The sequence below is a fragment of the Streptomyces sp. NPDC107550 genome, from assembly GCF_055639095.1.
On sequence record NZ_JBVKBC010000006.1, the window covers coordinates 219908 to 232131 of the forward strand.

Genomic DNA, 12224 nt, shown 5'->3' on the forward strand with positions numbered 1-12224 from the left:
AAATTCACCGCTCTCCGGACGAACGCGCCGAGACGCGCCGTCGCATCGTGTTCCATCTCATCCCGCGCTCGGCCGGGGTCCGCCGCATGGCGAGGGCCGCCCGCGCCGCCGGCTCGTCCCGCGCGAACGCGATCAGAAGCCCCACGGCGAACATGGTCGGCAGCAGCGCGGAACCCCCGTACGAGAACAGCGGGAGGGGGACACCGGCGATCGGCAGCAGACCGAGCACCGCGCCGATGTTGACCACGGCCTGGGCCGTGATCCACGTCGTCACGCCTCCCGCGGCGTATCGAACGAAGGGGTCCTCCGTGCGTCCGGCCACGCGGATACCCGCATAGCCTAGAGCCGCGAAGAGGGCGAGCACCGACAGCGTCCCCGCGAGGCCCAGTTCCTCACCGGTGATGGCGAAGATGAAGTCGGTGTGCGCTTCGGGAAGTTGACCCCATTTTTCCACACTCGCCCCGAGGCCGGAACCGAAGAGTCCGCCGGAAGCCAGGGCGTAGATGCCGTGCAGTCCTTGCCAGCACATGTCGCCGGGGCCGGCGTCGGCGGTGCCGAGGCAGGCGAGGCGGGCCATGCGGTTGGGGCTGGTCTTGATGAGCATGACGCCGATCGCGGCGGCCACCGAGAGCACCCCGACGAACAGCCGGGTCGGCGCCCCCGCGAGCCACAGCAGGCCGAAGAGGATCGCGGTGAGCAGGATCGCGGTGCCCATGTCGCCGCCGAGCATGATCAGTCCGAGCAGCAGGAAGGCGACCGGGACCAGCGGCACCAGCATGTGCTTCCACTGGGCGAGCAGCCGCTTGTCCTGCTTGCGGGCGAGCAGGTCGGCGCCCCACAGGATGAGCGCGAGCTTGCCGAACTCGCTGGGCTGGAGCATGAACGGGCCGCCGAGCGAGATCCAGTTCTGGTTGCCGTTGATCGACACCCCTATCCCCGGCACCTGCACGAGCGCCATGAGGAAGACGCTGACGGCGAGGATCGGGTAGGCGAGCGCGCGGTGCAGCTTGACCGGCATCCGCATGGCGACGACGAGCAGGATCGAGCCGAGGACGGCCGCGACGAGCTGCTTGCGGAAGAAGTACGAGCTGGGCAGCCCCTTCTGGAGCGCCGTGATCATGGACGCGGAGTACACCATCACGAGCCCGAGCCCGGTGAGCAGCAGCGCGGCGCCCAGGATCAGGTAGTACGCCGTGAGCGGCCGGTCCCAGGCGCGGCGGACCCGGCCGTACAGCCGTCGTACGGGGTCGACGCGGGTCCGGTAGACCCTGGCGGTGCCGCGCGGCGCCCGGGGCGGGCGCTTGGCGGTGCGGGCGGCGCTACCGGGCATCGCCGCTCCCCGACGACCGTGTACCGACTGTCAACGCTGCCACGTCCCCTCCCAGGGTGCCCGGCGTCCCCGGACACCCGCGCGGGTCCCCTCAGACGCTCGTGGCGCCGAGTTCGCGGACCGCTGCCGCGAACGCCTCGCCACGCTTGTTGTAGTTGGTGAACATGTCCATCGACGCGCAGGCCGGGGCCATCAGCACGGTGTCCCCCGGGCGGGCGAGCCGCGCCGCCTCCTGGACCGCCGCCGACATCGCCCCAGTGTCGGTCCGGTCGAGGTCGACCACCGGGACTTGCGGGGCGTGTCGCTCCAGGGCTTCGCGGATCAGGGCGCGGTCCTGCCCGATGAGCACGACCCCGCGCAGCCGGTCCGCGGCGCCCTTGACCAGCTCGTCGAAGGTGGCGCCCTTGGCGAGCCCACCGGCGATCCACACGAGGGGCTCGTAGGCGGCCAGGGACGCCTGCGCGGCGTGGGTGTTGGTGGCCTTGGAGTCGTCCACGTACGCCACGCCCGCGACGTCCGCGACGTGCGCGATGCGGTGGGCGTCCGGGCGGAAGGCGCGCAGTCCGTCGCGTACGGCCTTGGGCTCGACGCCGAAGGCGCGGGCGAGGGCGGCGGCGGCGAGCGCGTTGGCGATGTTGTGCGGGGCCGGCGGGTGCACGTCCGCGACCTCGGCCAGCTCCCGCGCGTTCTTCTGGCGGTTCTCGACGAAGGCGCGGTCGACCAGGATGCCCTCGACGACGCCCAGTTGGGAGGGGCCGGGGGTGCCGAGGGTGAAGCCGATGGCGCGGCAGCCCTCCTCGACGTCGGCCTCGCGCACGAGGTCCTCGGTGGCCTTGTCCGCGACGTTGTAGACGCAGGCGACCTGGTTGCCCTCGTAGACGCGGCCCTTGTCGGCGGCGTACGCCTCCATGGAGCCGTGCCAGTCGAGGTGGTCGGGCGCGAGGTTGAGGACGGCCGCGGAGTGGGCGCGCAGCGAGGGCGCCCAGTGCAGTTGGTACGAGGACAGCTCGACGGCGAACACGTCGTACGCGTCGTCGCCCTGGAGGACGACGTCGACGATCGGGGTGCCGATGTTGCCGACGGCCGCCGTGCGCAGGCCCGCCGCCTGGAGGATGGAGGCGAGCATCTGGGTCGTCGTGGTCTTGCCGTTGGTGCCGGTGATCGCCAGCCAGGGCGCGGCACCGGGGCCGCGCAGCCGCCAGGCCAGTTCGACGTCGCCGATGACGTCGACGCCCGCGGCGGCCGCCTCGGCGAACAGCGGCGAGGTGGGCTTCCAGCCGGGCGAGGTGACGACGAGGTCGGTGCCCTCGGGCAGCGTCGTGGAGTCCCCGAGCCGTACGGCGATGCCCTCGGCCCGCAGGGGCGCCGCCTTCTCCTCGTGCGCGGGGCTGTCGCCGCCGTCCACGACGGTGACGGACGCGCCGAGGCCGGCCAGGGCGCGGGCGGCGCTGACGCCGCTCACGCCGAGGCCGGCGACGGTGATGTTCCTGCCGGACCAGTTGTCCTGCGGCGAGGTCACTTCTTGGCTGCCCATCCTGCGTAGAAGAGGCCGAGTCCGACGATCACGCACATGCCCTGGATGATCCAGAACCGGACCACGACAAGGACTTCGGACCACCCCTTGAGTTCGAAGTGGTGCTGGAGCGGTGCCATGCGGAAGACGCGCTTGCCGGTCATCTTGAACGAGCCGACCTGGATGACCACGGACATCGTGATCATGACGAACAGGCCGCCGAGCAGGGCGAGCAGCAGTTCGGTGCGCGAGCAGATGGCGAGGCCGGCGAGGGCGCCGCCGAGGGCCAGCGAGCCGGTGTCGCCCATGAAGATCTTGGCGGGCGAGGTGTTCCACCACAGGAAGCCGAAGCAGGCGCCCATCAGGGCCGACGCGACGACGGCGAGATCGAGTGGGTCTCTGACCTCGAAGCAGGCGGCCGGGTTGGTGAGGGTCTGCGCGTTGGCGCAGGACTCCTGGAACTGCCAGACGCCGATGAAGGTGTAGGCGCCGAAGACCATCACGGAGGCGCCGGTGGCGAGGCCGTCGAGGCCGTCGGTGAGGTTCACGCCGTTCGACATGGCGAGGATCATGAACAGCGCCCAGACGACGAACAGCACCGGGCCGATGGTCCAGCCGAAGTCCTCCACGAAGGAGAGCCGGGTGGAGGCCGGGGTCTGGCCGCGCGCGTCGGCGAACTGGAGGGACAGCACGGCGAAGGCGATGCCGACGATGAGCTGGCCGGCCATCTTCGCCTTGGCCCGCAGGCCGAGCGAGCGCCGCTTGACGATCTTGATGTAGTCGTCGAGGAAGCCGACGAGGCCCATGCCCGCCATCAGGCCGAGCACCAGCAGACCCGACAGGGTCGGCGCGGCGCCGGTGATCAGCTTGCTCAGGAAGTACGCGATGAGGGTCGCCAGGATGAAGGCGATACCGCCCATGGTCGGCGTACCGCGCTTGCTGTGGTGCTCGCGCGGGCCGTCGTCACGGATGTACTGCCCGTATCCCTTGCGGGCGAGCAGCTTGATGAGCAGCGGCGTCCCGACCAGGGTCAGGAACAGACCGATGACACCCGCGAAGAGGATCTGCTTCATCATCGGGCATCAGCCCCGGCGTCGATGCCGCTGTCGAGCAGCGCCTGTGCCACGCTCTCCAGGCCCACCGACCTGGATGCCTTCACGAGCACGACGTCACCCGGGCGCAGCTCGCTGCGCAACAGGTCGATCGCCGCCTGTGCGTCGGACACGTGCACCGACTCCTCACCCCACGAACCCTCGTTATAGGCGCCCAGTTGCAACCAGGACGCTTCCCTGCCCCCGACTGCCACGAGCTTGCTGACGTTGAGCCGGACGGCGAGCCGTCCGACCGCGTCGTGCTCGGCCAGCGAATCGTCGCCCAGCTCGGCCATCTGTCCGAGCACCGCCCACGTCCGCCGCCCCTTGCCCATGGCCGCCAGCGCGCGCAGCGCCGCGCGCATGGACTCGGGGTTCGCGTTGTAGGCGTCGTTGACGATCGTGACGCCGTCCGGACGCTCGGTGACCTCCATCCGCCAGCGGGACAGGGTGCCCGCCTCGGAGAGCGCGAGGGCGATCTCCTCCACGGACATGCCTAGGTCATGGGCGACGGCGGCGGCGGCGAGCGCGTTCGACACGTGGTGCTCACCGTACAGGCGCAAGGTCACCTCGCTGCACCCGGTGGGTGTGTGGAGATCGAACGCGGGCTGCCCGTTCTGCGTGAGCCGGACATTCTCGGCGCGTACGTCGGCTTCGGCGGCCTCTCCGAAGAGGAGCACCTTCGCCTTCGTACGGGAGGACATGGCGCGCACGAGCGGGTCGTCGGCGTTGAGGATCGCGGTGCCGTCGGCGGGCAGCGACTCGACGAGTTCGCCCTTCGCTTGTGCGATCTGCTCGCGGCCGCCGAACTCGCCGATGTGGGCGGTGCCCACGTTGAGGACGACGCCGACGCGGGGCGGGGTCAGGCCGGTCAGGTACCGGATGTGGCCGATGCCGCGGGCGCCCATCTCCAGGACGAGGAAGCGGGTCTCGTCGCCGGCGGACAGCGCGGTCAGCGGCAGGCCGATCTCGTTGTTGAACGAGCCGGGTGTGAAGACCGTGGGGGCCTTGCGCCGCAGCACCTGCGCGATGAGGTCCTTGGTGCTGGTCTTGCCCGCCGAGCCGGTCAGCGCGACGAGCGTGGCACCGAGCCGGGCGACGACGTGCCTGGCCAGCGCGCCGAGCGCGGCCTGTACGTCGTCGACGACGATGGCGGGCACACCGACGGGGCGGGAGCCGAGGACGGCCACCGCACCCTTGCCGATCACGTCGGCCGCGTAGTCGTGGCCGTCGGCGCGCTCGCCGGCGAACGCGGCGAACAGGCTGCCGTCCTCGACCTTGCGCGAGTCGATGACGACCGGCCCTGTGACCTGGACCTGCGGATCCGGTATGTCGTACGTCTGCCCGCCGACGACTGAGGCGATCTCGGCGAGGGAGAGGGCGATCACAACTTCATCCCTGGGTTTGCTCGATGGCTTCGCGTAGCACCTGGCGGTCGTCGAAGGGACGCACCACCCCGGCGATGTCCTGGCCCTGCTCGTGGCCCTTGCCCGCGACGAGCACCGTGTCGCCGGGTTCGGCGCGCGCGACGGCGGCGGCGATGGCGGCGGCCCGGTCCTCGAAGACGGCGACGTCGCCGCGCTCGTGCGCCGGCACGTCGGCCGCGCCCGCGAGCATCGTGGCGAGGATCGCCAGGGGGTCCTCGGAGCGGGGGTTGTCGGAGGTGAGGATGGCGGTGTCGGCGAACCGGGCGGCGGCGGCGCCCATCGGCATCCGCTTGGTCTTGTCCCGGTCGCCGCCGCAGCCGAGCACGATGTGCAGCTTGTTCTCGGTGACCTTGCGCAGCGCCTTGAGGACCGACTCGACGGCGTCGGTCTTGTGCGCGTAGTCGACGACGGCCAGGTACTTCTGGCCCGCGTCGACGCGCTCCAGGCGGCCGGGGACGCCGGGCACGGCGGCGACGCCGTCGGCGGCGGTCTGCGGGTCGATCCCGGCGACGGCGAGGGTGACGACGGCGGCGAGGGTGTTCGCCACGTTGAACGGGCCGGGCAGCGGGGCGCGGGCGGAGATCCGCTCGCCCTTCGGCCCGACGACGGTCAACGTCGAGCCGAGCGGCCCGACTTCGACGTCCTCGGCGCGCCAGTCGGCGTCGGGGTGGCCCTCGGCGGAGAAGGTGACGACGGGGACCTCGGACTCCTGGATGAGCCGGCGGCCGTACTCGTCGTCGTAGTTCACGACGCCCTGCTTGCTGCGGGCCCGCGTGAACAACTGCGCCTTCGCCTGGAAGTAGTCCTCCATGTCCCGGTGGAACTCCATGTGCTCCGGGCTGAGGTTGTTGAAGACGGCGACGTCGAAGACGCAGCCGTCGACCCGGCCGAGCACGAGGGCGTGGCTGGAGACCTCCATGGCGACGGCCTCGACGCCGCGCTCGCGCATGACGGCGAACAGCGCCTGGAGGTCGGTGGCTTCGGGGGTGGTGCGCTCGGACTTGATGCGCTCGTCGCCGATGCGCATCTCGACCGTGCCGATGAGGCCGGTGGAGCGGACCTGCTTGAGGCCGCCCTCGACGAGATAGGCGGTGGTGGTCTTGCCCGAGGTGCCGGTGATGCCGATCTGGAGCAGGTCCTCGCCGGGCCGGCCGTAGAGGGTGGCGGCCAGCTCGCCCATGCGCCCGCGCGGGTTCTCCACGACGAGCGGCACGAGGCCCGCGTCGGCGACGCGGTCCGCGCCCGCCGGGTCGGTCAGCGCGGCGACGGCCCCGAGGGACGCGGCCTGCGCGGCGAAGTCGGCGCCGTGGGCGCGGGCTCCGGGCAGGGCCGCGTACAGGTCGCCGGGGCGGACCGCACGGGAGTCGTGGGTGATGCCGGTGATCTCGACGGTCTGCGCCGGCGCGGGGACACCGAGCTGATCGGCCAGCTCCGCGAGGGGTGTGGCGGAGACCTCGACCGGTCGCGGCGGCCCGGGATATGTCACGGGTGCGCCCTTCTGGGTGGTTTGGGACTGATCAGCGTGTGGCACGGCGGTGAGCGTACCGGGCGCACCCCGCCCTGGGCGAAGCGAGGGGCGTGGCGCGGGGCGGTTCCCCGGTTCGGGGGTGATGGTTGTCACGGGCTTCTCGGGGCGTCTTCACTGTCGGGATGATCATGGACACGGCGCGTCACGGCGCGCCTCTGCGGGGCGTTTCCGTCCGCCCTCGCGCGCGTGAGCGGACGGCTCGCACGCGCGGGCTCACGGCTCGCGGGCGTGGGTTTCACGGCTCGAAGGTGACGGGCAGCCGCGCGGACTTGGCGCCGGTGGGCGGCACCTGAAGGGTCTTCAGGGCGAACTCCATGACCTGCTTGTAGATCGGGCCGCAGATCTGGCCGCCGAAGTAGCTCCCCTTCGTGGCGTTCTGGATGGCGCAGTAGACCGTGACGCGGGGCTTGTCGGCGGGCGCGAACCCGGCGAAGGACGAGGTGTAGCCCTTGTAGCGGCCGGTGGCCGGATCTACTCGGTTGGCCGTACCGGTCTTGCCCGCGACCCGGTAGCCAGGGATGCGCGCCTTGGTGCCGGTGCCCTGCTCGTCGTCGACCACGGACTCCAGCATCTGGGCGACCGTACGGGCTGTCTTGGCGCTGACGACCCGGGTCTGCTTGGGCTTGGGCGCCGGGGTGAAGCGGCCGTCAGGGCCCTTGGTGCCGCGGACCAGCGTTGGCTGGATCCGTACGCCTCCGTTGGCGATGGTCTGGTAGACGGAGGCGGCCTGCATGGCGTTGATGGAGAAGCCCTGGCCGAAGGGGATCGTGTACTGCTGCGAAGTGGACCACTTGGCGGCCGGCGCCAGGATGCCGTCCGTCTCGCCGGGGAAGCCGAGCCCGCTGGGCCGGCCGATGCCGAACTCGCGCAGGTAGGAGTAGAGCGTCTGGTTGGCCTTCGGCTGGGTCGGGCCGAGCTGTCCGGTGGCGAGGATCGTGCCGATGTTGCTGGACTTGGCGAGCACGCCGTTGAGCGTGAGGTGCCAGGTCGGGTGGTCGACGTCGTCCTGGAAGAGCCGGTCGCCGCGGTGCAGCCGGTTGGGCACGGTGACGTGGGTGCGCGGGGTCGCCGCGTTCTCCTCCAGCACGGCGGCCATGGACATGACCTTGGCGGTGGAGCCGGGCTCGTACGCGTCCTGGACCGCCGCGTTCCCGAGGGCCGCCGGGTTCGCGTGCGCCAGGTCGTTGGGGTCGAAGCCGGGCGCGTTGGCCATGGCCAGGACCTCGCCGGTGCGGGTGTCCTGCACGACGACGTAACCGCGGTCGGCGCCCGACTTCTTGACCTGGTCCGTGATCGCCTGCTGGGCGGCCCACTGGATGTCCCGGTCGATGGTCAGCTCCACCTGCGAGCCGGGCACCGCGGGCTGCTCGGTGGTGCCTGCCGTGGGCACCTGCTGGCCGCCGGACTGGGCGTAGCGGATCTTGCCGTTCTTGCCCGCCAGATCCTTGTCGAACTGCTGCTCGACCCCGCCGCCGCCCTTGCCGTCGGCGCTGACCCAGCCCAGTATCCCGGCGGCGAGGTCCTTGTTGGGGTACACGCGCTTGCTGCTGGGGTCGGCGAGCACGCCGGAGAGCACGCTCGCGGTGCGGCCCTGCGCGTTGGCCTTGTCGTTGAGGGTGGTGCGCAGGTCCTTGATCTGCTTCCACACCTGCGGCGTCTGGCGCGAGGCCAGCCGCACGTACCGAGTGTCCTTCGTCCGCAGCTTCTTGGCCAGCGTGTCCGCGTCGACCCCGATGATCGGCGAGAGCAGCGCGGCGGCCTGCTCGGGCGCGTCGGCGACCTTGGTGGCCTTCTTGGTGAACATCGTGGGGTCGGCCGTGATGTCGTACGCGTCCACGCTCGTCGCCAGCGCCACACCGCTGCGGTCGGTGACGTCCCCGCGCTCGGCGGCGATGGTGTGGCTGACGTAGCGGTTCAGCTCGGCCTTGGCGGCGTACGCGCTCGCGTCGACGCCCTGCACCTGGAAGAGGCGTACGACGAAGACGAGCAGGACGAGGGTGAGGCCGAGGCTCACCATCCGCAGCCGGGGCCGCGGGCTGCCCAGGCGCAGCGGCGCCGACCCCTTCGGGCGGCCCGGGCGGGGGCGCCGGGCGGCGGGGCGCGGGGCGGACGCGGGGCGCCGCTGGGGCGCGGGCCGGCCGGTCCGCGCGGGGCGCGCGGGTCCGGGAACGCGCCGGCGTGGAGGCTCCCTGTCGGTCATCACGTCACCTGCCGGAGGTCGAGGGGGCGGGGGTCGCGGGCGTGGCCGGGGTGCCGGAGGGCGTCGGCTCCCCGCTCGCGCCGGTGCTCGGGCCGCCGCTCGGGCCCGGGCCGGCGCTGCGGCTCGGTTCGTCGCTCGGGCTCGGGCTCGGGGAGGGGGTGGCGGTCGCGGTGGGCGCGGGGTCGGGCGGCGGGGCGAGCTGGGTCGCGGGGCCGGGGACGCCGCGTACGGTGCCGTTCGGCAGGAGGAACGCGGGGACGCCGCCGGGGACCATGCCGAGGTCGCGGGCGCGGCGCTGGAGGGCGTCGGGGGCGGAGTAGGCGTCGACGTCGCGCTGGAGTTCCTGCTCGTCGTCGGTCAGCTCGGTGGTCTGCTTGCGGAGCTTCGTGAGCTGGAACGATCCTTCGTTGAGCGAGGAGTTCAGCAGCAGCAGCGTGATGAGTCCGCCGCCGAGCAGCACCACGACCAGCAGCACGAACGGGGTGCGGGCGGCCTGCGTCGATCCGGCGGAGGGGCCCATCGGCACGAGCCGGGCGAGCCGGGCGGCCGGTCCGCGCAGCAGGCCCGCGAGCCGGCCCGGCCGCTGCCCGCCGCCGCGCGGGGCGCCGGTGCGGGGGGCCGCTTTGGCGCCGGGCGCCTTGGCGGCGGGAGATTTGGCGCCGGGGCCCGCCTGGGCGCCCTGCCCGGGCTTCGCCGTTCGCCCCGCCTGCGCGCTCCGGCCGGGCGTGCCGCCCTGGCCGGCTTTCGCGCCGCGGCCCGGCTTGCCGCTCGGCCCGGACGTCGCGCCCGGCGGCGCCGGGTCGGCGCTCCGGCCGCCGCGAGGGCTCCGGGAGCCTTTCGAGTCACTCGTGGCGCTCATGACCACCCCTTCACGCGCGCGTGAATCACTGGACCCTCATCCGTGGGACCTCCGTCCGCCGGACGCCCGTCCCCCGGACCCGCATCGGCCGGACCCGCATCCGCCGGGCCCTCATCCGTCGACGTCCTCGCGGATGCGCTGCGCACCCCGCAGCCGTGCCGGGGCCGCGCGGCGGTTCTCGGCGACCTCTTCCTCCGTGGGGAGTTCCGCGCCGCGCGTGAGCAGCTTGAGCCGCGGCTGATAGCGCTCGGGGACGACGGGCAGGCCGGGCGGCGCGGTCGTGGCGGCGCCGGCCGCGAACACCTGCTTGACGAGCCGGTCCTCCAGCGAGTGGTACGACAGGACCGCGATCCGGCCGCCGACCGCGAGGGCCTTCACCGCCGCCGGGATCGCCCGCTCCAGGACGCTCAGTTCGCCGTTGACCTCGATGCGCAGGGCCTGGAAGGTGCGCTTGGCCGGGTTGCCGCCGGTGCGCTTGGCGGCCTGCGGCAGCGCGTCGCGGATCAGTTCGACGAGCCGGGCGCTGTTGCTGAACGGCTCCTTCTCGCGCTCGCGCACGATCGCCGAGACGATGCGCTTGGCCTGCTTCTCCTCGCCGTACTGGCGCAGGATGCGCACCAGTTCGCCCGGCGGGTACGTGTTGAGGACCTCGGCGGCGCTCATGCCCGCGCTCTGGTCCATGCGCATGTCGAGCGGCGCGTCCTGCGCGTACGCGAAGCCGCGGTCGGCCTCGTCGAGCTGCATGGAGGAGACGCCGAGGTCGAACAGGACGCCCTGCACGCGCGGGATGCCCAACCGGTCCAGAACCTCGGGCAGTTCGTCGTACACGGCGTGCACGAGGGTGGCGCGCTCGCCGAAGGGCGCGAGCCGCTCGCCGGACAGCCGCAGCGCTTCCTTGTCGCGGTCGAGGGCGACCAGGCGGCACGAGGGGAACGTGCTGAGCAGCGCCTCGCTGTGGCCGCCGAGGCCGAGCGTGCAGTCGACGACGACCGCGCCCGGCTCCGCGAGCGCCGGAGCCAACATGTCCAAGCAGCGCTGGAGCATGACCGGGACGTGTCGCTGACTCAAGAGGCCCTCTCAGGTCCGGCGGGCGGCGTCGACGCACCGCCGGGTCCCCGCCCGCTCATGAAGGGGAGGGTGGTCCGTCGGCGCCGGGGAAGTGACGCCGGCCGACCGGAGCGGGAGGAGGCCGAGCCGTACGTGCGCGCCGCGCACGCGGTGAGCGTTCCGGCGGCGGGTGCCGGGATCGCCGTGTTGCTTCGTCATTGGGGTGGTTCGGCGTCACTTTAGTCCACCGCTCCCCCCGGTCAATCAACCGGCCTGCGCGTCGCGGAACGGGTTCGGGACAAGCGCGCCGCCCGCCGGATCCACCCGTCCGGCCAGGTCCGCATCACTCTTGTGGGGCAGCTCACAACAAGGCGGGGCGGCGATCTTTGTCCCCTCTCACAGCGGGCCGCGGGCGCCCGCGCGCACTAACGTCATAGGTATGACGACTTCCGCATCCCTTCCGTCCGACGACGCCATAACCGCGGACGCCACCGTCACGCACGCCGCCGTCACGGACGCCACCGTCACGGATCGCCTGGTCGACGCGAACGAGCGGTACGCCGCCGCGTTCACCGACCCCGGCATGGACGCCCGGCCGGTGCTGAAGGTCGCGGTCGTCGCCTGCATGGACGCCCGGCTCGACCTGCACGCGGCCCTCGGCCTCGAACTCGGCGACTGCCACACCATCCGCAACGCGGGCGGCGTGGTGACCGACGACGTGATCCGCTCGCTCACGATCAGCCAGCGCGCCCTCGGCACCCGCAGCGTGGTCCTCATCCACCACACGAACTGCGGTCTGGAATCGCTCACCGAGGAGTTCCGGCACGAGCTGGAGATGGAGGTCGGCCAGCGCCCGAACTGGGCCGTCGAGGGCTTCCGCGACGTGGACCAGGATGTGCGCCAGTCGATCGAGAAGGTCCGCACCTCGCCGTTCCTCCTCCACGCCGACGACGTGCGCGGATTTGTGTTCGACGTGAAGACCGGATTGCTGCGGGAGATCACTCCCGCCTGAGTTCCCGTTCGGCCGCCGGTCCACTCAAAAGGTTGTAAGACCTGACATATCGCGGCCAGTTATCCACAGGCGAGTGACACGCACCGGTCACGGCAACAAGAATGCGGGTGCGACACCTCGCAGGAGCGGCCCGTCCCCTCGTGCGCGGTGTCCGTGTTTCGGGGTGGGCCGGTCCGCATCGCAGAGCGTCGGCCCGGAAAGTACGGGCCGAGGAGGG

9 protein-coding genes are annotated in these 12224 nt (G+C 72.2%); 1 reads left to right on the forward strand and 8 read right to left on the reverse strand.

Annotated features, from left to right (window positions below; genetic code table 11):
* Positions 1-4: 4 nt before the first annotated feature.
* The 8 genes from ftsW to rsmH all read right to left on the reverse strand — a co-directional run bounded on the left by ftsW (position 5) and on the right by rsmH (position 11016).
* The gene (ftsW, locus tag ACZ7LY_RS11640) at positions 5-1330 is read right to left on the reverse strand and encodes a putative lipid II flippase FtsW (RefSeq protein WP_471624342.1); all 1326 of its coding nucleotides are present in this window, start codon (positions 1328-1330) and stop codon (positions 5-7) included.
* Positions 1331-1421: 91 nt separating this feature from the next.
* Positions 1422-2864, reverse strand: a complete 1443-nt coding sequence (gene murD / locus ACZ7LY_RS11645) for a UDP-N-acetylmuramoyl-L-alanine--D-glutamate ligase (protein ID WP_471624343.1) — start codon at positions 2862-2864, stop codon at positions 1422-1424.
* Positions 2846-3919 (reverse strand): phospho-N-acetylmuramoyl-pentapeptide-transferase, encoded by a 1074-nt coding sequence (gene mraY / locus ACZ7LY_RS11650; RefSeq protein ID WP_428955229.1) that lies wholly within the window; start codon positions 3917-3919, stop codon positions 2846-2848. Before mraY ends, murD begins: the two co-directional genes overlap by 19 nt.
* The gene (locus ACZ7LY_RS11655; protein WP_471624344.1) at positions 3916-5322 is read right to left on the reverse strand and encodes a UDP-N-acetylmuramoyl-tripeptide--D-alanyl-D-alanine ligase; all 1407 of its coding nucleotides are present in this window, start codon (positions 5320-5322) and stop codon (positions 3916-3918) included. Before ACZ7LY_RS11655 ends, mraY begins: the two co-directional genes overlap by 4 nt.
* 4 nt (positions 5323-5326) lie before the next feature.
* On the reverse strand, positions 5327-6982 hold the full coding sequence (locus tag ACZ7LY_RS11660) for a UDP-N-acetylmuramoyl-L-alanyl-D-glutamate--2,6-diaminopimelate ligase (RefSeq protein ID WP_471624345.1): 1656 nt from the start codon (positions 6980-6982) through the stop codon (positions 5327-5329).
* A 142-nt stretch (positions 6983-7124) separates the two neighbouring features.
* Positions 7125-9089 carry a peptidoglycan D,D-transpeptidase FtsI family protein gene (locus ACZ7LY_RS11665; protein WP_471624346.1) on the reverse strand — a complete coding sequence of 655 codons (1965 nt, stop codon included), beginning with the start codon at positions 9087-9089 and terminating at the stop codon, positions 7125-7127.
* A 4-nt stretch (positions 9090-9093) separates the two neighbouring features.
* Complete coding sequence (gene ftsL / locus ACZ7LY_RS11670; protein ID WP_471624347.1) at positions 9094-9948, reverse strand: cell division protein FtsL; 855 nt, start codon at positions 9946-9948, stop codon at positions 9094-9096.
* Between the two features lie 111 nt (positions 9949-10059).
* The gene (gene rsmH / locus ACZ7LY_RS11675; protein ID WP_471624348.1) at positions 10060-11016 is read right to left on the reverse strand and encodes a 16S rRNA (cytosine(1402)-N(4))-methyltransferase RsmH; all 957 of its coding nucleotides are present in this window, start codon (positions 11014-11016) and stop codon (positions 10060-10062) included.
* A 418-nt stretch (positions 11017-11434) separates the two neighbouring features.
* On the opposite strand from rsmH, the gene ACZ7LY_RS11680 reads away from it, so the two are divergent.
* Complete coding sequence (locus tag ACZ7LY_RS11680) at positions 11435-12007, forward strand: beta-class carbonic anhydrase (protein WP_471624349.1); 573 nt, start codon at positions 11435-11437, stop codon at positions 12005-12007.
* Positions 12008-12224: the final 217 nt, after the last annotated feature.

What these genes read in the sequence shown, in the direction of transcription:
- ftsW (WP_471624342.1), bottom strand. Translation starts at nt 1,330, where the DNA reads ATGCCCGGTAGCGCCGCCCGCACCGCCAAGCGCCCGCCCCGGGCGCCG.
- murD (WP_471624343.1), bottom strand. Translation starts at nt 2,864, where the DNA reads ATGGGCAGCCAAGAAGTGACCTCGCCGCAGGACAACTGGTCCGGCAGG.
- ACZ7LY_RS11665 (WP_471624346.1), bottom strand. Translation starts at nt 9,089, where the DNA reads ATGACCGACAGGGAGCCTCCACGCCGGCGCGTTCCCGGACCCGCGCGC.
- mraY (WP_428955229.1), bottom strand. Translation starts at nt 3,919, where the DNA reads ATGATGAAGCAGATCCTCTTCGCGGGTGTCATCGGTCTGTTCCTGACC.
- ACZ7LY_RS11680 (WP_471624349.1), top strand. Translation starts at nt 11,435, where the DNA reads ATGACGACTTCCGCATCCCTTCCGTCCGACGACGCCATAACCGCGGAC.
- ftsL (WP_471624347.1), bottom strand. Translation starts at nt 9,948, where the DNA reads ATGAGCGCCACGAGTGACTCGAAAGGCTCCCGGAGCCCTCGCGGCGGC.